Annotated in this window: 21 protein-coding genes; 8 read left to right on the forward strand and 13 right to left on the reverse strand. The window is 65.7% G+C overall.

The features are described 5' to 3' along the window. Positions 1-33 precede the first annotated feature (33 nt). A complete protein-coding gene (locus tag OKW39_RS18330; protein ID WP_429563201.1) occupies positions 34-1,938 on the reverse strand; it encodes a propionate--CoA ligase in 1,905 nt (634 codons plus the stop codon). A 383-nt stretch (positions 1,939-2,321) separates the two neighbouring features. Between OKW39_RS18330 and OKW39_RS18335 the strand changes: the two genes are divergently transcribed. Then, on the forward strand, positions 2,322-2,564 hold the full coding sequence (locus OKW39_RS18335; RefSeq protein WP_429563202.1) for a hypothetical protein: 243 nt from the start codon (positions 2,322-2,324) through the stop codon (positions 2,562-2,564). A 714-nt stretch (positions 2,565-3,278) separates the two neighbouring features. Here OKW39_RS18335 and OKW39_RS18340 read toward each other — a convergent pair. Beyond that, positions 3,279-4,544 carry an MFS transporter gene (locus OKW39_RS18340; protein WP_429335024.1) on the reverse strand — a complete coding sequence of 422 codons (1,266 nt, stop codon included), beginning with the start codon at positions 4,542-4,544 and terminating at the stop codon, positions 3,279-3,281. A 481-nt stretch (positions 4,545-5,025) separates the two neighbouring features. On the opposite strand from OKW39_RS18340, the gene OKW39_RS18345 reads away from it, so the two are divergent. Beyond that, the gene (locus OKW39_RS18345) at positions 5,026-6,627 is read left to right on the forward strand and encodes a methyl-accepting chemotaxis protein (protein WP_429336585.1); all 1,602 of its coding nucleotides are present in this window, start codon (positions 5,026-5,028) and stop codon (positions 6,625-6,627) included. 15 nt (positions 6,628-6,642) lie between these two features. On the opposite strand, the gene OKW39_RS18350 is transcribed toward OKW39_RS18345, so the two are convergent. Genes OKW39_RS18350 through OKW39_RS18365 form a run of 4 tightly spaced genes read right to left on the reverse strand, consistent with a single transcriptional unit; the run spans position 6,643 to position 11,590 of the window. After that, positions 6,643-7,536, reverse strand: a complete 894-nt coding sequence (locus OKW39_RS18350) for an efflux RND transporter periplasmic adaptor subunit (protein WP_429363403.1) — start codon at positions 7,534-7,536, stop codon at positions 6,643-6,645. Between the two features lie 13 nt (positions 7,537-7,549). Next, positions 7,550-7,750, reverse strand: a complete 201-nt coding sequence (locus tag OKW39_RS18355) for a DUF1656 domain-containing protein (RefSeq protein ID WP_018421177.1) — start codon at positions 7,748-7,750, stop codon at positions 7,550-7,552. Continuing rightward, a complete protein-coding gene (locus tag OKW39_RS18360; protein ID WP_429563203.1) occupies positions 7,740-9,959 on the reverse strand; it encodes an FUSC family protein in 2,220 nt (739 codons plus the stop codon). Before OKW39_RS18360 ends, OKW39_RS18355 begins: the two co-directional genes overlap by 11 nt. Positions 9,960-9,967: 8 nt before the next feature. Beyond that, positions 9,968-11,590 carry an efflux transporter outer membrane subunit gene (locus OKW39_RS18365; RefSeq protein WP_429563204.1) on the reverse strand — a complete coding sequence of 541 codons (1,623 nt, stop codon included), beginning with the start codon at positions 11,588-11,590 and terminating at the stop codon, positions 9,968-9,970. A gap of 155 nt (positions 11,591-11,745) precedes the next feature. Here OKW39_RS18365 and OKW39_RS18370 point away from each other — a divergent pair, with 155 nt between their 5' ends. The 3 genes from OKW39_RS18370 to OKW39_RS18380 all read left to right on the forward strand — a co-directional run bounded on the left by OKW39_RS18370 (position 11,746) and on the right by OKW39_RS18380 (position 14,617). After that, the gene (locus OKW39_RS18370; protein ID WP_429363407.1) at positions 11,746-12,684 is read left to right on the forward strand and encodes a LysR family transcriptional regulator; all 939 of its coding nucleotides are present in this window, start codon (positions 11,746-11,748) and stop codon (positions 12,682-12,684) included. Between the two features lie 225 nt (positions 12,685-12,909). Then, positions 12,910-13,101 carry a hypothetical protein gene (locus tag OKW39_RS18375; RefSeq protein WP_429563517.1) on the forward strand — a complete coding sequence of 64 codons (192 nt, stop codon included), beginning with the start codon at positions 12,910-12,912 and terminating at the stop codon, positions 13,099-13,101. A 139-nt stretch (positions 13,102-13,240) separates the two neighbouring features. Next, positions 13,241-14,617: an IS4 family transposase gene (locus OKW39_RS18380; protein WP_090800641.1), complete on the forward strand. Its 1,377-nt coding sequence runs from the start codon at positions 13,241-13,243 to the stop codon at positions 14,615-14,617. Between the two features lie 26 nt (positions 14,618-14,643). Here OKW39_RS18380 and OKW39_RS18385 read toward each other — a convergent pair whose 3' ends face one another. Genes OKW39_RS18385 through wrbA form a run of 4 tightly spaced genes read right to left on the reverse strand, consistent with a single transcriptional unit; the run spans position 14,644 to position 18,136 of the window. After that, positions 14,644-15,450 carry a metallophosphoesterase gene (locus OKW39_RS18385; RefSeq protein ID WP_429563205.1) on the reverse strand — a complete coding sequence of 269 codons (807 nt, stop codon included), beginning with the start codon at positions 15,448-15,450 and terminating at the stop codon, positions 14,644-14,646. Positions 15,451-15,502: 52 nt separating this feature from the next. After that, positions 15,503-16,921, reverse strand: a complete 1,419-nt coding sequence (locus OKW39_RS18390; RefSeq protein WP_429563206.1) for an FAD-binding oxidoreductase — start codon at positions 16,919-16,921, stop codon at positions 15,503-15,505. Between the two features lie 32 nt (positions 16,922-16,953). Then, positions 16,954-17,523 (reverse strand): DUF2069 domain-containing protein, encoded by a 570-nt coding sequence (locus OKW39_RS18395; protein WP_429335019.1) that lies wholly within the window; start codon positions 17,521-17,523, stop codon positions 16,954-16,956. Positions 17,524-17,533: 10 nt separating this feature from the next. Beyond that, complete coding sequence (gene wrbA, locus OKW39_RS18400) at positions 17,534-18,136, reverse strand: NAD(P)H:quinone oxidoreductase (protein ID WP_429335018.1); 603 nt, start codon at positions 18,134-18,136, stop codon at positions 17,534-17,536. Between the two features lie 142 nt (positions 18,137-18,278). Between wrbA and OKW39_RS18405 the strand changes: the two genes are divergently transcribed. Next, entirely contained in the window at positions 18,279-19,592 is a 1,314-nt protein-coding gene (locus OKW39_RS18405; protein WP_429363413.1) for a YihY family inner membrane protein, read from the forward strand. Between the two features lie 34 nt (positions 19,593-19,626). Here OKW39_RS18405 and OKW39_RS18410 read toward each other — a convergent pair whose 3' ends face one another. From OKW39_RS18410 to OKW39_RS18420, 3 genes are all read right to left on the reverse strand, one after another. Then, positions 19,627-19,947, reverse strand: a complete 321-nt coding sequence (locus OKW39_RS18410; RefSeq protein ID WP_090801002.1) for a DUF962 domain-containing protein — start codon at positions 19,945-19,947, stop codon at positions 19,627-19,629. A 242-nt stretch (positions 19,948-20,189) separates the two neighbouring features. After that, positions 20,190-21,023, reverse strand: a complete 834-nt coding sequence (locus tag OKW39_RS18415; RefSeq protein ID WP_429335016.1) for an alpha/beta fold hydrolase — start codon at positions 21,021-21,023, stop codon at positions 20,190-20,192. Then, positions 21,020-22,414, reverse strand: a complete 1,395-nt coding sequence (locus OKW39_RS18420) for an O-acetylhomoserine aminocarboxypropyltransferase (RefSeq protein WP_429335015.1) — start codon at positions 22,412-22,414, stop codon at positions 21,020-21,022. Before OKW39_RS18420 ends, OKW39_RS18415 begins: the two co-directional genes overlap by 4 nt. Before the next feature lie 272 nt (positions 22,415-22,686). Between OKW39_RS18420 and OKW39_RS18425 the strand changes: the two genes are divergently transcribed. Both OKW39_RS18425 and OKW39_RS18430 read left to right on the forward strand, forming a co-directional pair. After that, positions 22,687-23,154 (forward strand): CBS domain-containing protein, encoded by a 468-nt coding sequence (locus tag OKW39_RS18425; protein ID WP_018421164.1) that lies wholly within the window; start codon positions 22,687-22,689, stop codon positions 23,152-23,154. 202 nt (positions 23,155-23,356) lie between these two features. Then, the gene (locus OKW39_RS18430) at positions 23,357-25,294 is read left to right on the forward strand and encodes an MFS transporter (protein WP_429563207.1); all 1,938 of its coding nucleotides are present in this window, start codon (positions 23,357-23,359) and stop codon (positions 25,292-25,294) included. Positions 25,295-25,320: the final 26 nt, after the last annotated feature.

Here is a 25,320-nt window from a genome sequence, read left to right on the forward strand (position 1 = left end):
TTCGTCCGCCTGGTCGCCCGCTGCTTGGCCTGCTTATTCCTTCCTGCCGTCGCCGAGCGCGTCGCGCACCTGCTGCAGCGCGGCCGGATCTTCGATCGTCGGCAAATCGCCCGGCTCGCGCCCTTCGGCGAGCGCCGCGATAGCGCGGCGCAATAGCTTGCCGGAGCGCGTCTTCGGCAGCATCGATACCATCACCACGCGCGCGGGCCGCGCAATCGAGCCGAGATGGCGGTCGACCGTCATCGCCAGCTCGGCTTCGAGCCGCGCGCGCTCGCTCGGGTCGCCTTCTCCCTGCGCGCCGCGCAGCACGACGAAGGCCATCGCCGCCTGACCCTTGACCGGATCGGTCACACCGACCACCGCGACTTCCGCGACAGCCGCATGGCTCGACAGCGCCTCCTCGATCTCGCGCGTGCCGAGACGATGGCCCGCGACGTTGATGACGTCGTCGGTGCGGCCGAGGATCGTCACGTAGCCGTCCTCGTCCTGCACGCCCCAGTCGAACGTCGAATACACCTGTTGGTTCGGCACGCTCGACCAGTAGGTGCCGACGAAGCGCTTGTCGTCGCCCCATACCGTCGACATGCAGCCCGGCGGCAGCGGATAGTCGAGCGCCAGCACGCCTTTCTCGCCGGGCGCGCAGGGCTCGCCGGTCAGCTCGTCGCGCACGGTCAGGCTATAGCCGATCGAGGGCACGCCCGGCGAACCGAGCTTGGTCGGCAGTGCCTCGATGCCGCGCGGAATCGCGAGCATCGGCCAGCCGGTTTCGGTCTGCCAGTAGTTGTCGATCACCGGCTTGTTCAACGCGTTGGAGATCCATTCGGCGGTCGGTTCGTCGAGTGGTTCGCCGGCGAGAAACAGCGTGCGCAGGCTCGACAGATCGGCTGCCTTCATCAGCGCCGGGTCCTGCTTCTTCAGCACGCGTATCGCGGTCGGCGCGGTGAACATCAGGTTGATCTTGTGCTGTTCGACGAGCCGCCACCAGATGCCGCCGTCCGGACGAATCGGCGTACCTTCGTACATCACGGTGGTCAGCCCCGCGATCAGCGGCGCGTACACGATGTAGCTGTGGCCGACCACCCAGCCGACGTCGGACGCGGTGAACATGGTGTCGCCGGGCTTGCCCTCGAAGATGTATTCCATCGATGCCGCGAGCGCGACCGCATAGCCGCCGACATCGCGCTGCACGCCCTTCGGTTTGCCGGTCGTGCCCGACGTGTACAGCACGTACGACGGCTCGTTCGATTCGAGCCACTCGCACGGGACGTGGGCGTCGAAGAACTGTTCGCGCAGCGGCTCGTAGGCGACGAGGTAGGGTGCGTTCAGTCGCGCGGGCGCGAGCTGCCGGTCGATCAGCAGCACATACGGTGTCTTGTGCATGGCGCGCGCGAGCGCTTCGTCGACGAGCGGCGTGTAGTCGACCACCTTGCCGCCGCGTGCGCCGGCGTCCGCAGTGACGATCAGCACGGGCTTCGCGTCGTCGATACGCGTGGCGAGGTTCGGCGCCGCGAAGCCGCCGAACACGACCGAGTGGATCGCGCCGAGCCGCGCGCAGGCGAGCATCGCGAACAGCGCCTCGGGGATCATCGGCAGATAGATCAGCACGACGTCGCCGCGCTTCACGCCGAGCGAGCGCATGACGGCGGCCATCCGGTTGATTTCGGCGTACAGATCGGCATACGTGTAGTGCCGCTCGATGCCGGTTTCGGTCGATACGTAGACGAGCGCGTTCTGCTGCGCGCGTTCGGCCAGATGCCGATCGACCGCGTTATGGCAGAGGTTCGTGCGACCGCCGACGAACCAGCGCGCGAACGGCGGCTTCGAGCGGTCGAGCACGGTGCCGAATGGCGTGTGCCAGTGAATGCGCCGGGCTTCTTCGCGCCAGAAGGCTTCGGGGTGGTCGATCGAGCGGCGGTGGAAATCGCGGTAGCGGGTCATCGGCGGCGATCCTCGTGCGGCGGGAGTGGACGGGGTTGGATGAAACGGAATCGCAAATTGCGCGCCGGTGCGGCGCTGGTTATGCGCACAAGCATAGCCACGGGCGGGAGGGGGGGCAAGCGGGTTCGCCGTAAGGGCGAAGGGCAACAGAAGAAAGTCGTTGTTCGTCATTTTCATCCGTCGCCCATTTGTTGTTTCTGCTCCGCCAGGTAGGGTAGAGGCGATCAACGTGACAGGTCGTTTTCCCCCAGGATGGTGAGGCTTGCATGTTCAATCGACACGCTTCCGAGCGTGGTAGATCGGGCGTTCCTGCCTGCGCGACCTGAAGGAGGCGGCTACGCCGTCGCCAGATTGCTACATTCCATTGACGGTTAGGTACTGACATGCGGAAGTCCAGCATCGCCCGTTTTCTCGCTGGCGTAGTTCTGCTTGCCCTTGACGTTGCGGTTGCTGCGTTTAACGTGATTAACCTGGACGAAGCGTATGGAAGCGGCGAGCCCTATTATTCGCGCACGACGAACATGGACAAGTGGAGCGATCCTTTGCCGGTGCTGGCTGTTGTCGACGGTGTTGCGGTTATCGTCATTGCGGTGGGTTTTTTGCTGTGGAGGCGGATGCGGGGCTAAGGCGAGGGTAGTGTTCTTTGCGGTGTTGGCCTTTCCTTGCTGACTTATCGGTCTATTAGCGTTGCCCCTGTGCGGGGCGGCACCTACTTTCTTTGCAGCAGCAAAGAAAGTAGGCAAAGAAGACAGCTAAATCCGCCAACTCTTAAGCGGGTCCCCTGGCTTGGAAGGGGTAGTGGTGCATCTGGAATCCGTGCCCCCGCACATTCCCCGTTCGTGACAAAGCCGTCATCCCTCCCACTCCGCACTACGTGCGTCGCGGACGGGTCTGCCCGGGAAACCAATGGTTTTGCCCCCGCGCAGCGGGGACCCTCGGCTGCGCCTCGGCGATGCGCCGAAACAACCGGTGGTTTTTGAGCGGGGATTCGGCGCGCGTAGCGCCGCCGGAAGAATGACTGCCTTGTCACTGGCGCGGAATGTGCGGGAGCACGGATTCCAGATGCACCACTACCTTATGCGGACCGAGGGACCCGCTTAAGAGTTGGCGGTTTGAGCTGTCTTCTTTGCCTACTTTCTTTGCAGCAGCAAAGAAAGTAGGTGCCGCCCCGCACAGGGGCAACGCTAATAGACCGACAAGACAACAAGGAAAGGCCAACAAAGCCAGAACAACGAAAAAAGCCCCGCCCCGCACAGGGGCAACGCTAATAAACCGACAAGCCAGCAAGGAAAGGCCAACACCACACGACAAGGAAAAAGCCCCAACCCCGCAGCACGCGCTCACCCTTTAACCCGCTTCCCCTCAACATCCGGCAACAAAACAGTGAGCACCCCAATCAACGGCAAAAACGAACAAACCTTATAAACAAACACAATACTGGTAGCGTCAGCGAGTTCCCCAAGCACGGCGGCGCCCACCCCCCCAAGCCCAAAGGCAAAACCAAAGAACAACCCAGCCACCATCCCAACCTTCCCAGGAATCAACTCCTGCGCATAAACAAGAATCGCCGAGAACGCCGAGGCGAGCACCACCCCAATAACAACCGTCAGCACACCAGTCCAGAACAGATTCGCATACGGCAACAGCAGCGTAAAAGGCGCGACGCCAAGAATCGACACCCAGATCACGTACTTGCGCCCGATCCTGTCGCCGATCGGCCCGCCGATCACCGTACCCGCCGCGACCGCCGCGAGGAACACGAACAGATGGATCTGCGCGGCCTGCACCGACAGATGGAACCTGTCGATCAGGTAGAACGTGAAATAGCTATTGATGCTGGCGAGATAGAAGTACTTGGAGAACACCAGCAACACCAGCACGCTCATCGCCAGGATGATCTTGTTACGCGGCAGCGTCACATGCGCGCCCTGGCCGCGCGCCTTCCTGACCGACGGATGACGCTTGTACCAGCGGCCGATCTGCGTGAGCACGACGATCGCGACGAGCGCCGCCGCCGAGAACCACGCGATGCTGCGTTGCCCGTGCGGAATCACGATCAGCGCGGCGAGCAGCGGCCCGAGCGACGAACCCGCATTGCCGCCGACCTGGAACAACGACTGCGCGAGCCCATGACGGCCACCCGAGGCCATCCGCGCGACTCGCGACGACTCCGGATGGAACACCGACGACCCGCAGCCGACCAGCGCCGCGGCGACCAGCAGCACGCCGAAGTTCGGCGCGACCGACATCAGCAGCAGCCCGGTCAGCGTGAAGCCCATGCCGACCGGCAGCGAGTACGGCTTCGGATGTTTGTCGGTATAGCTGCCGACGAGCGGCTGCAGCAGCGACGCGGTGATCTGGTAGGTCAGCGTGATCAGACCGATCTGCCCGAACGACAACGAGAAGTTGTCCTTGAACATCGGGTAGATGGCGAGGATCAGCGACTGGATCATGTCGTTGAGCAGGTGCGAAAAGCTGATCGCACCGAGCACGGAATACACCGTGCGCTGGACCTTGGCGGCCGCCGGCGCAGCGGCGGCCGGGGACGTGCTCGCCCCCGTGGCGGATGCGCCGGCAAGGGCGCTTTTATCGAGGCTCGTTTCCATACGCTAGAAAAAAGATCGGGAAAACGGTGGAATGAAAGATCGGCACCGAAAACCGGTGCGGGCAGCACGCCTCGTAGGCGCGTTCCGCGAAGCACTGCGGCGTTTCGTCGTGGCAACCGGCGTTTTGAATATCTAACCGAAGTTTAATGTGGCCGAAGCGAATTGTAAGGACAAGTTTTGTCGCGAATCGGACAAGGGGGCGGATGACTTTTCATTCGGCGGTGAAAGGACGAATCGTCAGCTCTTTGCCTGAAGAAACTTTTTTTGGCGAGTTTTTGGCCACGGTATAAAGCGCTCGCGATTGCGCGGCTCACGAAGCGGCGCGTCGAACATGGAACCGGGAACGGCAAGCGGCGCACGACCCGCCGCGGCCTGCGCAAGCGAAATTCAAGATCGCGGGGCGGGCTGCCGTAGACCCGGAGAGATAAGTGGTGATGCCGGAACCGACCGTCCGGCGCGTCGACATGTGGGGACGGGGATGATGAAAGCAGTGGCACACAGCGCAGCGGCAACGAAGTTCAACGGCCTGTCGGTCAAGGCGACGCTGCGGATCGCGTTTGCGATTCTGCTCGCCGGCACGCTGCTGATCGGCGTGTTTTCGCTGCTGCAGATCGGCCGGCTGAACGCGTCCGCGCAATCGATCTACGACCAGGGCCACGTCGCGAGCCGCGCCGCCGAGGAAGCGCGCGGCCACATGCTGCGCGCGAGCCGCGCGCAAAAGATGCTGCTCACCGCGACCACCGCGAAGGAGCGCGACGAACTCGGGGCCGACATCGAGAGCGGCCTCGCGGGTCTCAACGAGCAACTGCGTACGCTCCAGCAGTACGTCGATAAGTCGGACGTGAAGGCGGTCGGCGCGCAGAAGGCGTTCACCGCGGCGGTCGCGGCATGGAGCGGTCACCTACGCGACTTCGTCACGCTCGTGAAAGCGCAGCCGCTCGATCTGTCGCAGATGAACTGGCAGGTCGGTACGCAGGACGTGTCGCTGCTCGTCGAAACCGGCAAGCTCGAAAAGCTCGTCGACGAACTCGTCGCGCAGCGCGGCACCGCCGCGAAGGCGACGATCGACGCGTCCGGCTTCATCTATCACTCGTCGTTCGTGATGATCGCGGCGATGACGCTCGCACTGATCGTGCTCGCGGTCGGCATCGCCGCGTGGGTCGTGCGGCGCCTCACCGCGCAACTCGGCGGCGAGCCCGCGTACGCGAAGGAGATCGCGCGCCGCATCGCCGCGGGCGATCTGTCGAATCGCATCGCGCTCGGCGGCAAGGACCGTGCGAGCATGCTGTTCGCGCTGTCCGACATGCAAAGCGGACTCGCGACGACGGTTGCCGACATCGCGTCGAGCGCCGATGCGATCGCGACCGCGTCCGCGCAGATTTCGATGGGCAATCTCGATCTGTCGCAGCGTACCGAACAGCAGGCGCTCGCGCTCGAGCGCACCGCGAGCAGCATGGAGCAACTGACCTCGACGGTGCGTCAGAACGCCGACAACGCAAAGCAGGCGAGCACGCTCGCGAACAACGCGTCGGCCATCGCCGAGCAGGGCGGCGCGGTCGTGAGCCGCGTGGTGGCGACAATGAACGACATCAACGACAGCGCGCGCAGCATCGGCGACATCATCGGCGTGATCGAGGGGATCGCGTTCCAGACCAACATCCTCGCGTTGAACGCGGCCGTCGAGGCGGCGCGCGCGGGCGAGGAGGGGCGCGGCTTTTCGGTCGTCGCGGCGGAAGTGCGCAATCTCGCGCAGCGCAGCGCGGCGGCCGCGAAGGAGATCAAGGGCTTGATCCAGACTTCGGTCGAGCGCGTCGGCAACGGCTCGACGCTCGCCGCGGACGCCGGTCAGACGATGGACGAAGTCGTCAAGGCCGTGAAGCGCGTGACCGACATCATGGGCGAGATTTCGGCGGCGTCGTCCGAGCAGAGCGCCGGTATCGAGGCGATCAGTCTCGCGGTCACGCAGATGGACTCGGGCACGCAGCAGAACGCCGCGCTGGTGGAGGAGGCCACCGCCGCGGCCCGCTCGCTCGACGATCAGGCGCGCGGGCTGAAGGCGATGGTGGGGCAGTTCAGGCTATAAAAGGCGGCGCGGGCGTCAGCTCGCGTTGGCCGACGAGGAGCCGGAGCCCGTCCCCGGCCGCACCACCACCGTGCAGGTCGTGCCCGCCGCCAGCATCACGTCGGGCGGCACCGAGTCGATCCGCACGCGCACCGGCACGCGCTGCGCGAGGCGCACCCAGTTGAAGGTCGGATTCACGTCCGCGAGCAGTTCGTGGCTTTGCGGATTGTCGCGGTCGTAAATGCCGCGCGAGATGCTCTCCACGTGGCCTTGCAGCGTGCCGCCGCTCATCAGCCGCACTTCGGCCTGATCGCCGACGCGCACGTGCGGCAGCTTGGTTTCCTCGAAGTAGCCATACACCCAGAACGAGTGACTATCGACGATCGCGAGCTTCGCGGCGCCCGCGCTCGCATAGTCGCCGCGGAACACGGACAGGTTCGTTACGTAACCGTCGACCGGCGACACCACGCGCGTGCGTTCGAGGTTCAGCTTCGCGGCGTCGAGCGCGGCGAGTGCCTGCTGATAGGCGGCTTCGGCGGCGGACGCGGTATGCGTCGCGTTTTCGCGGCTTTCCTTCGACACCACCTGCGAATCCATGTCGGCACGCCGTTGCGCGTCGTCGCGCTTCATCTGCAACTCGGCCTTGCGCGCGGCAACGGCGGCCTGCGCCTGCTCGACCGCGATCTGGTAATGCGACGGATCGATCTGCATCAGCAGGTCGCCCTTCTTCACGAACTGGTTGTCCTTGACCGGCAGATCGACGATCGCGCCCGACACGTCCGGCGCGACGTTGACGATCTCGGCGCGCACGCGGCCGTCGCGGGTCCACGGTTCGTCCATGTAATGGACCCACAACACGCGGCCAATCACGATCGCGACGATGAAAATGACGGCTGTCGCGATGAAGCCCACAAGATTTCGGATGGTCATGTTTCGACTCTGATCAACGATAAACGGCGAGGCCGAGAAGGCCGCACACGGACACGAGCAAGCTGGCCCGGAACAGGGAGGGGTGCCACACCACGCGATACAGGCCCGTATAGGCGATCACGCGATCGACGAGCCAGGTCAGCGCGGCGCCCGCGATGAACAGCAGCACAATGGCCGGCACATAGGCATCGAGCACGGCGATATCACGCGGCATGAGGAACTCCTTCTTCTTCTGATGCGTCCGCGCGCGCGCCGATCGCCGAGGCAAGCGGCGACTGCGGATCGAGCAGCGCGGTACGGATGAAATGCAGTTGACTGAGGATGCGCAGCAGCTGATGGCGTTCTTCACGCGACGGCGTGAAGCCGGCCATCAGTTGCTGCACTTGCGCGATCGCATCGGCGGTCGCCGCGAGCGCGCGCGCGAAGTGCTGCTGCCGCGGCCGCTCGAACAGCGCCGCGAGCGCGTCGCGCAGCGCGCGCAGCGCGACGCGCCACGGTGCCGCTTGGTGGTAGCGCGGCTCGTTGGGCAGCGTCGCGATTTCGCGGCGCAGGTCGATCACCGCGGTGCCGACCTCCAACACCGAAAACAGCCAGCGCAGCGTGTCGCGCTTCGTTTCGGGCTCGTTCTGCGACAGCGCGTTGATCTGGAACATCAGATCGCGCGCGCCGCTTTCGAAGCGCGAGCGCACGCGTGCCAGATCCGCGCGGCCGGCCAGCACCACCTGGCGGCGCAGGTCGACGAGCAGGCGGTTGCGCAGCCACGGCGTCGACGGCGGCAGCAGCACCGCGAACGCGATCGACGACACCAGCATCGACAGCACCAGCGCGAGCGCGTCGTTCATGAACGCGCTCGGGTCGTAGTGAATCACGTTGTCGGGGCCGGCGAGGAAGCAGAAGAAGATGCAGTAGCCGACGCCGTAGCCCGCGAGCGTCGTACGCGTGGTCATCAACACGCCGAGCAGCAGGAACGGCGTGAGCGCGACGCACAGCATCACGAAGCCGTCGATGTGCGGATACACGCCGAACACCGCGATCATGCCCATCAGCGTCGCGAGCACCGTGCCGCCGGCCATCTTGAACGCGGTGCGCTTCGGATCCGGCGACGCCGACGCGAGCGCGCACACGGCCGCTGCGACCAGCGTCAACGTCGAGCCGCTCGGCCACGCGGTGGCGATCCAGAACGCCCCGAGCACCATCATCACGATGGCCGCGCGCAGGCCCGCGACGCCGGCCGCGATGGCGTTGGTTTTCGGCTCGTAGCGCTCGATCCAGCGTTCGCGCGCGTGCTTGTCGACGGCGAGCGACGCGTAGGTCGCCGCGTACGCATGCAGGTCGTCGATGAAGCGGTACAGCAGCTCGGCGCCCGTGTCGAAATCGAGCAACGGCGCGTCGGGGTGCGTTTCGAGCTCGTCGCGCGTCGCGCGCACGCGTTTGGGCAACTCGCTCCTGTAGGTGTCGAGCTGGGCCGCGGCGTGCGCGGCGTCGGCCGCGCTCAGCACCGGCTCGCCCGACTTCGCGAGCAACGGCGCGATCTCCTTGAAGTACGGTTCGAGCGCGGCGATCGCGATCGCCGCGCCGTGCGTGCCGCTGTCGCGCAGACGGTTCATCAGCTGATGCAGCGCGTGAAAGCGCGTCGACGCGGTCATGAACTCGCTGTTCAGACGCGCGAGGCGCCCGCCGCGCATCCGCGAATCGGGGCCTTCGAACACGGCGATGCTGCGCGCGGCCTCGAAGCCGACGATGTCGGCGACGAAGCGTGCATTGGTCGCCTCGATCTGGGCGCGGTCGTTGCGCCCGGCAAGCGACGCCGACACGTACTCGACGAACGCCGAGAAGCGCGCACGCACGGTGCTGCGCATCTGCAGGCCGGCGAACTGCGGAAACACGAGGCCGCTGACCGCGCCCGCGCAGATGATCCCGATCACCACTTCCGCGACCCGCGTGAGCGCGCTCAGGAACGCGCCGTCCGGATGCTGCGAAGCGGGGATGCCGATCAGCGCGGCCGTGTAGCCCGCCAGCACGAAGCCGTACGAACGGAAGTTGCGATTGCGCGCGGCGCCGGCGGTGCAGATGCCGACCCAGATCGCGGTCGTGACGAGGAACAGCTCCGGCTGCTGCGCGAACAGTCCGATCAGCGCGAGCATCACGACGAGACCGACCAGCGTGCCGCAGATCCGATAGAAGCTCTTCGCGAACACTGCGCCGCTTTGCGGCTGCATCACGATGAACACGGTGGTCATCGCGGTGCGCGGCTGCGGCAGATCGAGCTTCATCGCGATGCCGAGCGCGAGGAAGCACGCGGCGAGCGACTTGAACAGATAGATCCATACGAGGCCGTCGGTGCGCGCCCAGTGGGCGGCGGCTTCGTAGAGCGCGGCGAACGAGGCGGGGCGCGCGCTCGACGGGGAGGGCGAGGAGGACATGGCCTTCCTTACTCGGACGCGGGCGCGTTCGGGGCGCGCGAGGCGGTGGTGGCGGCGGTGATGGCTGCGTTGGTCCTGGCGTTGGCGTTCGCATCCGCTGTTGCCTTGTCGCTACTCGCCGCGCCGCTCTTGCTCTCGCCGCTGCCCTTGCCATGCGCCGGCAACGTTTCGTTATCTCGCGGACCGTTGGCCGGATCGTCGAGACCGCCGCCGAGCGCCGTCATCAACGACGCATGCGCGCCGAGCCGCTCGGCCTGCACTTTGGCGACACCTTCCTGCGCGCGCAGCAACTGGTTTTGCGCGACCAGCACGTTCAGGTAGTCGGTCAAGCCGCGCCGGTAGCCTTCGCGCGACAGCTCGTAGTTCCTGCGCGCGGCGGCGACCGAGCGGTCGGCGTCGTCGGCCTGGGTGGTCAGCGAACGGATGCGGATCACCTGGTCCGAGATGTCCTTCAGCGCGCCCACGATCGACTGGTTGTAGCGCTCGATGGCCTCGTCGTAGCCCGCCGACGCCGCGCCGAGCTGCGAGCGCAGCCGGCCGCCGTCGAAGATCGGCAGCGTCAGCGCGGGACCCACGCTCCAGCTATGCGACGGACTCTTCAGGAACTGGAACAGCGGCCCCATCGCCGCATAGCCGCCGATCGACGCGAGCAGGTTGATGTCCGGATAGAACCCGGCCTTGGCGACGTCGATGCCGCGCGCCTGCGCGGCGACCGTCCAGCGTGCCGCGACCACGTCCGGCCGGTGGCCGATCAGATCCACGGGCAGCGCGGCCGGCAGACCAGCGGGCGCGGCGAGCGACAGCGCCGGGCGCTGGATCGCGTCGCCGGCGCCCGGACCCTTGCCCGCGAGCGCGGCCAACTGATTGCGGCCGAGCGCGATCTTCTCCTCGATCGCGTCGATCTGGCGCTCGTACTCGGGCATCGGTGTCTCGGCCTGGCTCACTTCGAGCTGCGTGCCGATGCCGCCCTTCAGGCGCCGGTTCGCGAGGTCGACGATCTGCTGCTGTTGCTGCAGCGTGGCCTTCGCGATGTCGAGCAACGCGTAGTTCAGCGACATCTCGATATAGGTGCGCACGACGTTCGCCTGCAGTTCGAGCTGTGCGGCGCGCGCGTCGGCGGCGCTGGCGTGCGCGAGGTCGAGCGCGCGCTCGGCGGCGTTCTTGTCCTTGCCCCAGAAGTCGAGGTGATAGGCGAGTCCGAGCGTGCCGGTGTTGTTCCACGACTGCTCGCCGGCGAGCGGGCCCGGGCCGTAGAACACGTTGTCGGCCCACTGCTGGCGCTGGATCGACAGGCTGCCGTTGACTTGCGGCGCGAGCGCCGCGCGCGCGACGCCGGCCATCGACGCCGCCTCACGCACGCGCGCCTGGGCGACCGCGAGACTGGGATTGCCGGCTTGCGCGTCCGCGATCCACCGGTCCAGCTGCGGATCGTCATAGGCGCGCCACCAGTCGGCGGCGGGCCACTGCGCATCGGCGTTGGCGGCGCGGATTGCGTTGCCCGCATCGAGCGACGCAGGATTGATCGTGTGCGTTTGCGGCGCGACGCCTCCGGTACTTGCGCATCCGGCGATTGTTAATAGGATCGTAAGAACCGCGGCTGCGGCGATCCCTTTGGGTACCGGAGACTGCACGGTTTCCTCCAAATTTGACTATAGAAGCTTGTGCGCAATTATATTTTTTGATCGATTGCGGAATAACCGGTAAGGATGCAAGGCATTTTTACCAGACATGAGACAATCGCCATTGCTGATCGTGTAACAATCGCTGCCGATTTCTGAGGATAGGTATGGACACGCTTCAAAACATGCGCGTTTTCGTCCGCGTCGTCGAAGCGGGCAGCTTCACGGGCGCCGCGCAGCATCTGAATACGACGACGGCCTACGCGTCGCGCGCGGTTTCCGATCTGGAAGCGCATCTGCGCACACGGCTTTTGAACCGGACCACGCGCCGCATCGCGCTGACCGAAGCTGGCGAGCGCTATCTGCAGCGCTGCGAGCAGATTCTCGCGTACGTGGATCAGGCGGAGGCCGAGGCGAGCGATGCGCACGCGCGTCCGTCCGGCAAGCTGAAGGTTCACGCGATGACGAGCTTCGGCCAGCACTACGTGGTGCCGGCCGTAGGCCGTTACCAGCAGCGCTACCCGGACGTGCATATCGAACTGACGCTCGCGCAGCGCATGCCCGATCTGCTCGACGAAGGCTTCGACGTGTCGCTGACGCTCGCGACCGGCCTGCCGGATTCGGGGCTCGTGTCGCAGCGCCTTGGCAGCGCGTTCAGCATTGCGTGCGCGTCGCCGGCGTACCTCGAACGGCGCGGCGTGCCGCAAACGCCTGCGGACCTGGCGCAGCACGTCTGCCTGCAGATGGTGACGCCGGTGAATCCGCCGGACAAATGGACCTTCGACGGCCCGAACGGCGAGGAAGTGGTCTCGCTCGGCGCGGCGACGTTTCAGGTGAACGTGGCCGAGGCGATGGTCGTGGCCGTCGCCCAGGGCATGGGCGTAGCGCTGATTCCGATCTACTCGGCGATCAGCCGTTTGCGCAGCGGCGAACTGCTGTGGCTGATGCCCGGGTACACGTCGCAGCAGATGAATCTGTATGCGCTGTATCCGTCGCGGCAGTATCTCGATGCGAAGATCCGCACGTGGGTCGAATTCCTGCGCGACGAGTTGCCTTCGACGCTGGCGGCGGATCAGGAGGAGTTGCGGCAGTTCGCGCGGACCTGAACGGTCTTCTCGTCATGCATTGACGTTCGAGCGGCACGCGGAGTGCGGCACGCGGAGTGGGCACGCGGCGTGACAGCCTGTTACACATGCGCCGCGTCGCAACATTTCTTTACTTCTGCCGCGCAGTCGATTTGTTAACGTGTCGTTCACGCGTCGCCGCTCTGGCCGGACGCGCTGGATTCGCCGCCGTTCGGCGCTTCGCAACCACTGAAGGACGACACATCCATGGATACGCACCTGATGATCGGCTTGGCCGTCATGTTTGGACTGATCGGCGTCGCCGCCTCGCGCGATCTGCTGCGCCGCATGCGCGAACAGCAGCCGCGGCGCTCGTGCCGGTCGAGGTCCAGTCACAGGATGCGCCGCGGCGCGAGCGGTGAGCGGCGGCGGGTTGATCTGATGCAAGAGGCCCGCTAGTCGGAATGGCACTTACTTAAGCCTACATGGAGGAGAAGACGCGGGTAAGTGCTTGAAGAGAAAGGGAGGGGGCTGATCCAGGGATTGATACGATGGTTGTTACCAGGCAAACACCGTCTCATTCCAAAGATCAGCCCCCATGGATCGTAATGCACGAAGTCATCACAGGCAAACACGAAGCAGGGTTCAAAGCCGGGCGTGCAGGGCCCAGGCGGTAGACTACTTCAACATACTGACGAGCCCGGGGCTGTTGGGCATAACGGAAGCGTATTTGCCAGAACATCGGGAACGGCTGTATCCGCCGACGGTGACACTGTCGATGTTCATGCGCCAGGCGCTGGAAGAGGACGCCTCCTGTCAGAAGGCAGTCAACGGGTGGGCGGCGCAGCGAGCTGCCGACGGGCTGCGGCCCATGAGTGTGCGTACGGGAGGCTACTGCCGCGCTCGCCAGAGACTGCCGCTGACGATGGTGCGGGAGTTGGCGCGCGAGACGGGGCGCCAACTGCATGAGCAGGCCGAGCCTGCCTGGAAGTGGCGCGGGCGCCCGGTCAAGCTGGTTGACGGCACCGGGATCTCGATGCCCGATACGCCGTCGAACCAGGCCCGTTTCCCGCAGTCCAGTGCTCAGGCCGAAGGAGTGGGCTTTCCATTGGCCTATCTGGTTGCGGTGATCTGTCTGGCAAGCGGCGCAGTACTGGAGTCGGCGGTCGGAACTTACGCGGGCAAAGGCAGCGGGGAGCTGACGGCGTTTCGCATGCTGCAAGGCACGTTTCGCAAAGGTGACGTGATCGTCGCCGATGCCTTGTACTGCCACTACTTTCTGATGGCCTCAATGATCGCCGCCGGGGTGGACGTCGTGATGGAACAGCATGGGGCACGCCGCACCGACTTTCGGCGAGGCCGGTCCCTGGGCACGCGCGATCACATTGTGACGTGGCCCAAACCCCGGCAGCGTCCCGACTGGATGACGCATGAGCAGTACCAGGCCTTCCCCGATGAACTGATGGTGCGCGAGTCCAGGCTGCATCACCGGGTGCTGGTCACCACGATGCTTGATGCACGCAAGACCAGCAAACAGGACCTCTCGCAGTTGTACGCCAGGCGCTGGAACGTGGAACTGGATCTACGTAACATCAAGACGACGATGGGCATGGATGTGCTGCATTGCCAGACTGCCCACATGAACGAAAAGGAGATCTGGGTCCATCTGCTGGCCTACAACGTGATTCGGCTGCTGATGGCTCAGGCCGCCAGTCACCATGCCACTGACCCGAGAACACTGAGTTTCAAACACACGGTGCAGTTATGGACTGAATGGCTGGCCAGAGGTCTGACGGCAACTCACAACCAGAGTCTCCTGTTCAACCTGATCACGCAGTCTTGCGTTGGGAGTCGCCCCGGTCGCATCGAACCACGAATGCGCAAACGAAGACCGAAGTCCTACCCATGGCTGAAAGAGCCTCGTCACATCGCACGTGAGCGCGTCCAAAAATATGGGCACGCTCCACGGGCTTAAGTAAGTGCCATTCCCGCTAGCACCCGCTAGATCTCGACGACCTTGTCCCACGCAAACAGCGGATTTTCCCACTGGCGCGTGCGCCGGTCGAAATAGCCGCGCGGATTGCACACGACGCGCGTGCCGTCCACCACGTAGTCGAACGACGTATGCGTGTGACCATGTATCCACAACGCGACAGGCGCGCGCACGAGCTCGGGCAGATGGTTGACGAAGCCCGCCGACACGCGGTCTTCGGCAAAACGCCCGGCCAGGCTCAGCCGATGCGGCGCGTGATGCGTGACCACGATCGTTTGGCCGGCGAACGGTTTGGCAAGCTCGCTTTCGAGCCACGCGCGCGCATGCTGGTGCAGCGCGAGCGAATCGGCGGGCGTGAAGTCGCGCGCGGCGTCGCGCGGGTCGTGCGGCCAGTTCATCTGGATCAGCCCGCGATAGTCGAGCATGACCCGGCGCGCGGCGACGATCGATTCCTCGATTGCATCCGGCGTCGCGCCGTACAGCGCGAAGTCGGTCCACAACGTCGTGCCGAGCACGCGCCAGCGGCCCTGGCTGTCGACCAGCGCGGCGTTGTTCAGCAGATGCACGTTGTCGACCTGCGCGGCCGCGTCGAGCATCGCGCTCTCCAGCGCGCCGAATTCACCGTCGTAGTACTCGTGATTGCCCGGCACGTAGACGACCGGCACCGTGTCGTCGAACGCCTGCGCGGCCCAGCGCGGGCCAGCCGCATGATTGTGGATGTCGCCCGCCAGCACCACGAGATCCGCCTGCGCATGCGGGATCAGTTCAGGCTCGTCGTTTTCCAGATGCAGATCGGACAGCACGCGAATCTTCACGGACGCGACTCCTGCAAAACGCCTGCGCGCCGGATCGCGCAGGCTTCAGATATTAGCGTAGCACCTTGCCCGGATTCATCAGGTTCAGCGGATCGAGCGCCTGCTTGATCGCGCGCATCATCCGCACCTCGACGTCCTGCTTGTAGCGGGCGGCTTCGTCGATCTTCAACTGGCCGAGTCCGTGTTCCGCGCTGATGCTGCCGCGATGCGCATCGACGCTGTCGTAGACGATCCGGTTGATCGGGCTCTGGTACTGCCGCAGAAACGCCTTCGCATCGACGCCCTCGGGCGCCTGCACGTTGTAGTGCAGATTGCCGTCGCCGAGATGGCCGAACGTGACCATGCGCGCGCCCGGCGCGGCTTGCGCGATTGCCGCATCGGTCGCTTCGATGAAGTGGCCGATGCGTGAAATCGGCACCGCGATGTCGTGCTTGATGTTCAGGCCCTCCTCGGCCTGGGCGAGCGGAATGTGCTCGCGCAGATTCCAGAACGCGCGAGACTGTGCGAGGTTTTCCGCCACCACGGCGTCTTCCACGAGACCTTGTTCGAGCGCGGTTTCCATCAGCCCCTCGAACAGCGTGCGCGCGTGCACTTCGCTTTCGCTGTCCGACAATTCGAGCAGCACGACCTGCGCATGCGGTTCGGCGAACGGATAACGCATCTGCTCGAAATGCCGGCCGACGAGGCGCAGGCAGAAATCCGACATCAGTTCGAAGCCGGTCAGGAGCGGCCCGGCGACGCGTTGCGTGAGCGCGAGAAAATCGAGCGCCGCATGCGGCGACGCGAGCGCGGCGAGCGCGGTGACGCGCGCGGCCGGCTGCGGATGCAGCTTGAGCACCGCCGCGGTGATCAGGCCCAGCGTGCCTTCCGCGCCGACGAACAGGTCGCGCAGATCGTAGCCGGTGTTGTCCTTGCGCAGCCCGCGCAGGCCGTCCCACAGTTCGCCTTGCGGCGTCACCACTTCGAGGCCGAGGCATAGCTCGCGCGTGTTGCCATAGCGCAGCACGCCGGTGCCGCCCGCATTGGTCGACAGATTGCCGCCGATCGTGCAGCTGCCTTCGGCGGCGAGGCTCAGCGCAAACAGACGCCCAGCCGCTTCGGCGTGCTTCTGCACGTCGGCGAGGATCACGCCGGCTTCGACCGTGATCGTGTTGTTGTGCGGATCGATGTCGCGCACGCGATTCAGGCGGCGCAGGCTGATGACCGCCTGCGCGCCGCTCGCGTCGGGTGTCGCGCCGCCCGCGAGGCCGGTGTTGCCGCCCTGCGGCACCAGCGCGACGCAATGTTCGACCGCGAGCCTGACGAGCGCGGCGGTTTCCGCGGACGTGGCCGGGCACAGCACCGCGCAGGCCGCGCCGGTGTAGCGGCGGCGCCAGTCGGTCAGAAAGGGAGCGGTGTCGTGCGGATCGGTCAGTACGTAAGTCGCGCCGATGGCGTCGCGGCAGGCGGCGAGAAAAGCGGTGTGGGTCATGTGGATCGGTTGACGGTGTTGGGGCTTGGGCCTCAGGCGGGCGGGATCGGTTCGCTGGCGGCTTGCTTTGCAGCCTGCTTTGCAGCCTGCTTCGCGGCTCGTTTCGCCGCGCGCTTGAACGGTCCGACATACGCGAGTGCGCAGGTGAAGAAGATCATGGCGAGCGCCGCTTGAAGCCAGCCGAGCCGCGCGCTCAAGCCATGATCGCTCCAGCCACGCACGACGCCTTCGGCGAAATACAGCAGGATCAGCATCGACGCCCATTGCATCGTGTAAAGCCGACGTCGCCACACGCCCGGCAACGCGCAGAGTAGCGGCAACGCTTTCAGCACGAGCAGCGAGCCGCCAGAGCGCAACGGCGCGAGCCACCATTCCCATGCGACGGCAAGCACGATCATCGAGACCAGTGTGAAAGCGGCGACGAGCGCGGCGGCAGCTTTGGGTTGCACGGGCGCGACGGTTGTAGATGCCGACGCGTTGGCCGCGAGGCTTGCGGGCGCCGCGTTCGCGTGGCCCCCGGAATTCGTGGCCGCGAGTTCAGCGCCACCCGCGTCACGACGGGCGTCGTCGCGCTCGGTGGGTTGCGGATCCGGTTCGTTCACGGCTTTACGCTCACGGCCTTTCGGACATCGACGCCACCGTGCGCCCAACGCGTGCACCAAGCGCAATCGCCAGCGTCCGTTCGTCGGCGGAGATGCCATGGCCTGTCGTGCCCGCGCGCGCGTAATGCGAGGCGCCGTACGGCGTGCCGCCGGTCTGCGTGGTGGACAGCGCGCTCTCCGTGTATGGAATGCCGACGATCAGCATGCCGTGATGGAGCAGCGGCAGCATCATCGACAGCAGCGTGGATTCCTGGCCGCCGTGCAGGCTGCCGGTCGACGTGAACACGCAGGCCGGCTTGCCCGACAGTGCACCGGATAGCCACTGCGGCGTGGTGCCGTCGAGAAAGTATTTGAGCGCGGCCGCCATGTTGCCGAAGCGGGTCGGCGAACCGAGCGCGAGGCCCGCGCATTCTTCGAGGTCGCGCAGCTCGACGTACGGTGGTCCTTCGGTGGGAATGTCCGGCTCGCTCGCCTCGCAAACCGTGGAAACCGCCGGCACGGTGCGCACGCGCGCCTGCATGCCGGGGACGCTGTCGACGCCGTGCGCGATTGCCAGCGCGAGCTCGCGGGTGGCGCCGTGACGGCTGTAATAAAGCACGAGAATGTCTTTCATAGGCCTCATCATTGAACGGGTATTATAGGGGTTCGGTCAGTTGCACAGGCCGCTCATAGCCGTTCGGCCAGGAGCTTCGGCCAAACGCCGCGCGGAGTTCCCGCAGTCCCGGTCTGACGGTTCAGCAAGCAAGGAGGCAGGTTTGTTGGTTAGGATGCGTTTCGATCTCGACACGCTCAAACGGCTCGCGCAATTCGCGGCGCAACGCATCGGCGAGGACCGGATTCCGCAGGTCGCGGGCAGCCTGACGTTCACGACGATGCTGGCGCTCGTGCCGCTCGCCACCGTCGCGTTTGCGCTGTTCACCGCGTTTCCGATCTTCAGCTCGTTCCAGGCGTCGCTGCAGTTTTTTCTTGCCGACCACCTGATGCCCGCGCAACTGAACGATCAGATCTTCAAGTATCTGAACCAGTTCGCATCGAAGGCCAAAGGGCTGACCACGATCGGCATGATCATCCTGTTCGTCACCGCGGTGATGACGATGATGACCGTCGAGTCCGCGTTCAATGTGATCTGGCGCGTGCGCAAGGCGCGGCCCGTCGCGCAGCGCATTCTCGTGTACTGGGCGATCATCACGCTCGGTCCGATCCTGATCGGCGTGAGCCTGTCCATCTCGTCGTATGTGTTCACGCAATCGATGTCGTTTAGCGCCGCGCAGCGCATCACACCGCTGATCGAATGGGCGCTCGCGAGCGCCTCGCTGCCGTTCACGATGCTCGCGTTCACGATCCTTTACGTTTATCTGCCGAACTGCCGTGTCGAATGGCGCGACGCGGTGGTCGGCGGCGTGATCGCCGCGGTCGCGTTCGAGCTCGCCAAGCGCGGCTTCGGCTACTACGTGCGCCGTATTCCGACCTATACGGCGGTGTACGGCGCGTTCGCCGCGGTGCCGCTGTTCCTGCTGTGGATGTACCTGTGCTGGTTCATCACGCTGACCGGCGCGATGATCGCATCGGCGTTGCCGGCGATTCGCATCGGTCAGTTTCACCGCCCTGTGTTCTATGGCAGCAATCTGTTCGATTCGCTCGAATTGCTCGCGCGGCTGTGCGAGGCGCGTGAGGGCGGCAGACGCGGCTACACGATGCCCGAGCTTGCCCGGATGCTTCGCCGCGACAAGGATACGACGCTGATGCTGTTGCAGCGTCTCGAGGAGATCGAGTGGATCGCGCGGCTGGAGGAGGACCATACCGGCCCGCACTTCGTGCTCCTCGCGAACCCGGCGCAGGTGACCGTGCAGCGGCTGTACGACCTGTTCGTGATCGACCGCGCGGAGCTTACGTATCAGCTCGAACTCGACTCCACACGCGTGGACGGCGGCATGCTGCTCGCCGCGCTCGACAACGACCAGCTGAAGGTGACGCTCGCCGCGTTGCTCGCCTCGCGCGCGGCGGCACGGGCGGCGCGACCCGGCGATGGCGAGCGCGCGGCGGCTTCGATGCCGCACCAGGCAGCGTGACAGGGCGGCCAGACTTCGAGCCGCCCCGATAAAACTACAACGAAATCTTCCCCACGCAGATGTCCTTGAACATCACCCAGTCGCCCATCAGGCTGTAAAACGGATGACGGAAGGTGGCAGGCCGGTTCTTTTCGAAGAAGAAATGGCCGACCCACGCGAAGCCGTAGCCGCACACCACGGCCGCCGGCAACCATAGCCAGTTGCCGGTGGCGAGCGCCATCGCGAGGCAGCCAATGACGCCGAGCGAGCCGACGAAATGCAGCCGCCGCGACACGAGATTGCGATGCTCGCTCAGGTAGTACGGATAAAACTCCGCGAAGTTCGTGAAGTGATCGGTATGTGCTGTATGAGCCATGACGGCCTCCGGAGGCTGAGAAAGACAGCTTCAATCATTCTCCGGCGATCGCCTGCCTGGCGCAACCTGGCCATTCGGCAGATGGCGCGGCGGGTTCGGCGTGGGTATCGTGGTCGTTCGGTAGTGATTCGGTAGTGATTCGGTAGTGATTCGGTAGTGATTCGGTGGCGATTCGCAACGGCATTCCCGACGGCCGCCCGCGGAGCACCGAGGCGCGCGGCGAGCGGCCATCGCGCGCCCCATCAGCGCGCTTCGTGCGGCGGCCGCGAAGCGAAGCCGTACAGCGCATCGAGCGTCGCGTCGGGTTGCTCGGTCATCAACGCGTGGCCCGCATCGAGCGTGACGGTGTCGACTGGCGTGCCCGCCTGCGCGAGCGCATCGGCAAGTGCTTTCGCCGCGCGCGGCGGCGTCATCGCATCGCGCCGGCCAACGATCAGGCGCGTGGCGCAACGCACCTGCGCCGCACGAGCGTGGCCGTCCGCATAGGTATGGCAGGCGGTGAAGTCGGTGTGGAACAGATGCGGCTCGCCGCTGGCGGACACGTGCTCCATCAGCCGCTGGTTCATGCCGTGCAGCCAGAAACCGGGGCCGGGGCACGAGGGCTTCGCGGCGAGCGTCGAATGCGACCACTGGTTGACCATGCCGATTGCCTCGGGCTCGCGATTGAGCGCGGCGTCGAGCAGCGCGTCGGAGACCGTCATCGGCAGCGCGGTGGCGAGCAGCGCAAGATGCGTTGCGCGCTGCGGATAGCGGCCGGCGAAGTCGAGCGCGATCAGCGAGCCCATGCTGTGACCGGCGACGAACGCACGCGTGACGCCCACGGCGTCGAGCAGCGCAGCGAGCCAGTCGGCCAGCGCGGCGATGCTGACGAGCGCGGGGCCGGCGCTGCGTCGGTGGCCCGGCAGATCGACCGCGAGCACGCCGAAGCCGTGATGCGCGAAGTAGCGGCTTTGCAGCGCCCACACGCTGTGATCGTGCTCGGCACCGTGGATGAACACGGCGGTTGGCAGGCTCGCGTCGAAGGGTTTGCCGCCGGTGTAGGCGTAGGCCGGTTTGCCTTGAACGATGACGATCATGCGGACTCCGGGCGGGCGGGGGTGCTCGTGGCGGCGGGCGCGGCAGTGGCGGTCTGTTGCGAGGCGCTGCTCGGCGTTGCGGTACGACCGCCGCTCGCCGGTTGCGCGGTTTTTTGCGCGGCTTTCAGCGCGCGCTTGAGATCGTCGATCAGGTCATCCGGATCTTCGAGCCCGATCGACAGACGGATCGTGCCTTCGGTGATACCGGCCGCGGCGAGCGCGGCGGCATCCATGCGGAAGTGCGTCGTCGATGCCGGTTGAATCACCAGCGAGCGCGCGTCGCCGACGTTCGCGAGGTGCGAGAAGAGCGTGAGCGCTTCGATGAAGGCGCGCCCGGCCGCGCGGTCGCCGCGCAGGTTGAAGCTGAACACGGCGCCCGCGCCGCGCGGTAGCAGCCGCCTGGCGAGCGCGTGGTCGGGATGCGTCGGCAACTCGGGATAGGCGACCGATTCGACCGCCGCATGACCGGCGAGAAACTCGACCACGCGCCGTGTGTTGACGACGTGACGCTCCATGCGCAACGGCAGTGTCTCGATGCCTTGCAGCAGCTGCCACGCGGCCTGCGGATGCAGGCACGCGCCGAAGTCGCGCAAGCCTTCCCGACGCGCGCGCAGCAGGAACGGCGCGACGGTGCTTTCCTCGGCGAATACCATGCCGTGGAAACCGTCGTACGGCTCGGTAAATTCGGGAAAGCGGCCGGAAGCCTCGAAGTCGAACGTGCCGCCGTCGACCAGCACTCCGCCGATCGTCGTGCCGTGGCCGCCGAGAAACTTGGTCGCCGAGTGGTAGACGAGGTCGGCGCCGTGCTCGAAGGGGCGCAGCAGGTAGGGCGTCGTGAAGGTCGAGTCGACCAGCAACGGCAGGCGGTGCGCGTGCGCGATCTGTGCGAGCGCGGCGATGTCGAGCACGTCGAGGCCCGGATTGCCGAGCGTTTCGCCGAATAGCAGGCGCGTGTTGGGGCGCAGCGCGGCGCGCCATGCGTCGAGGTCGCCGGGCTTGACGAAGGTCGTCTCGATACCGAAGCGTCGCAGCGTGTAATGCAGCAGATTGTGCGAGCCGCCGTACAGCGCGCTCGACGCGACGATGTGCGAACCCGCGCCCATCAGCGTCGCGATCGCCAGATGCAGCGCGGCCTGGCCGCTCGCGGTGCCGATCGCGCCGGCGCCGTTTTCGAGCGCGGCGACGCGCTCCTCGAACACGGCGACGGTCGGATTCGAGATGCGCGAGTAGACGTGGCCGGCGCGCTCCATGTTGAACAGCGCGGCGGCATGATCCGAGTCGCGGAACGAAAACGACGTGGTCTGGTAGATCGGCGTCGCGCGCGCGCCGGTGGCAGGGTCGGGGGCTGCGCCGGCGTGCAGCGCAAGCGTATCGAAACGGTTGGCGGACATCGTGGGCGGCGGGCCGCGAGCGGCCTCGCGAAAGATCGGGGTGGGCGGCCATCCTACCATTGGCGCGCGCCGCTTCAAGCGCGGTTTTCCCGCGGGTTCCTGCGGCTCGTGCCGGGAGCGGGGCATGCTCGCAATCTGGAAGTCAGACGAATTGGAGTCTCCGAAGCCCGCCGCGCCTTGGCTGGCGGGCCGCTTTCCTTTTATGGGCCTTTCCGATAGGATCGAAAAAACATTTCATGCACTGCAAGATTGGCGGTATCAGGAGATAGATCATGCGAGTCAGCGACATTCTTAAAGTCAAGGGCAATACCCTTTTTACGGTCACGCCGGATACCACGCTGCATGACGCCGTCAATACCATGGCCGAGCACGACATCGGCTCGCTCGTCGTGATGGAGTACGGCGACCTCGTCGGCATGCTGACGTTTCGCGAAATCATTCTGACCTTGAGCGAGAACGGCGGCAGCGTCGGCACCTCGACGATCCGCAAGGTGATGGACGACCATCCGCTCACCTGCACGCCCGAAACCGACGTCAACGAAGTGCGCCGCATGATGCTCGAGCATCACGTGCGCTATCTGCCCGTCATGGAAAGCCGCACGCTGATGGGCGTCATCTCGTTTTACGACGTCGCGAAGGCGGTGGTCGAGGAGCAGGGGTTCGAGAACCGCATGCTGAAGGCCTATATCCGCGACTGGCCGGAAGAGCAGGAAGGACAGGACCAGCAGCCGGCGCGTTGATGCGCGTGGCTCGAAGGTCGCGCTCCGGCCGTCGCCGCGAGCGCGAATCCGCCGACAGGGCGCGCGCGCAAGCGGGCGCTTTTTTTGTGTCTGGAGCTGGTGCGGACGGACTGCGGGAGCCGCGTGCGCGAGTCGCGGCGATCCGCTTGCCGGCCGTGCCGCCAGCGTCATCGCCATTTTTCCGCGCCGTTCTCCTGACTTCATGAACGATCGTCCGTTGCCCGCTGCCCGCCGCGCCGCTCGCGCGCACGAAGCGCACGAATCCCAGTTCCGCCTGCTCGGCCAGCGCCGCTTCGCGCCGTTCTTCTGGACACAGTTTCTCGGCGCGATGAACGACAACGTGTTCAAGATCGGCTTCACGTCGCTCGTCACGTATCAGGCGGCGCGGTTTTCGGGCGTCGACCCGAAAACCGCGGCGTTCCTGATCTCCGCGATTTTCATTCTGCCGTTCGTGCTGTTTTCGGCCACTTCCGGCCAGATCGCGGACAAGTACGACAAAGCGTTGCTCACGCGCCTCGTCAAGACTTTCGAGATCGCGGTGATGCTGGTCGGCGGCGTGGGGTTCTGGCTGCATGCCGCGCCGTTGCTGTACCTGTGCACGTTCCTGATGGGCGTGCATTCGACGGTATTCGGGCCGGTCAAGTACTCGTATCTGCCGCAGCATCTGTCGCAGGCCGAGCTGGTCGGCGGCAATGGCATGGTCGAGATGGGCACCTTCGTCGCGATCCTGATCGGCACGATCGTCGGCGGCGCGGGCGCGGGGTTCGCCGAGCATGGCGCGGTGGTGCTCGCTTGCGCGTGTATCGCGATCGCGCTGATCGGGCGCGCCGTGTCGGGCTTCGTGCCGGCTACGCCCGCGCCGCAGCCCGGGTTGCGCATCAACTGGAACCCGGTCAGCGAAACGTGGCGCAATCTGAAGCTCGCGCGCGAAAACCGCACGGTGTTTCTTGGTCTGCTCGGCATTTCGTGGCTGTGGTTCGTCGGCGCGACGTTCCTCGCGTCGTTCTTCAACTTCGCGAAGGACGTGCTGTCCGCCGATCCCGACGTCGTGACCGTGCTGCTCGCCACGTTTTCGATCGGCATCGGCATCGGCTCGCTGTTGTGCGAGCGGCTCTCGAAGCGGCGGATCGAAGTCGGCCTCGTGCCGCTCGGCTCGATCGGCATGAGCGTGTTCGCGATCGATCTTTTTTTCGCGAGCCACGCGCTGCCGCCGGCGGGGCATCTGCTCAGCGTTGGCGAATTTCTCGCGCGGCTAGCGCATTGGCGCGTGCTCGCCGATCTGTTCCTGCTCGCGATGTTCGGCGGCTTTTACAGCGTGCCGCTGTATGCGCTGATCCAGAGTCGTAGTCAGCCGAGCCATCGCGCGCGCATCATCGCCGCGAACAACATCCTCAATTCGCTGTTCATGATCGTGTCGGCGCTCATGGCGGTGGGCCTGACCGCCGCGGGCTTCAGTATTCCGGCGATCTTCCTCGTCACCGCGCTTCTGAATGTGGTCGTCGCGGGCTACATCTATTCGCTCGCGCCGGAGTTCCTGCTGCGCTTCATCGCGTGGCTGCTCGTGCATACGTTCTACCGGATCCGGCTCGTGCACGCGGAGCGGATTCCGGAGCAGGGCGCGGCGGTGCTCGTGTGCAACCACGTCAGTTTCGTCGATGCGATCGTCATCATGGCCGAAAGCCCGCGGCCGATCCGCTTCGTGATGGACCACCGGATCTTCCGCTCGCCGTTCGTCGGCTGGCTGTTCCGGCACGCGAAGGCGATTCCGATCGCGTCCGCGCATCAGGACGCGGCGCTGCTCGCGCGTGCGTACGACCTGTGCGCGCAGGCGCTTGCGGACGGCGAACTCGTCTGCATCTTTCCCGAAGGGAAGCTGACGCGTACCGGCGAGCTGAATCCGTTTCGCCACGGCGTCGCCGAGATCGTCAGGCGGACGCCGGCGCCCGTCATTCCGATGGCGCTGCGCGGGCTGTGGGGCAGCGTGTTTTCGCGCGCGGTGGACGCAACCTGGCCGCGGCCGATCAGCAAAGGTGTGATGAGCCGGCTGAGCCTCGCCGTCGGTGAGCCGATCGACCCGGCGCTCGCGACGCCGGAGACGCTGCAGCGGATCGTGACCGAGCTGCGCGGCGCCCGCAAGTAGCCGTGGGCCGGTGCGCGGACGCCGAG

Origin of the sequence: Paraburkholderia sp. MM6662-R1 (assembly GCF_050436245.1) — a bacterium.
Lineage (GTDB): Bacteria > Pseudomonadota > Gammaproteobacteria > Burkholderiales > Burkholderiaceae > Paraburkholderia > Paraburkholderia tuberum.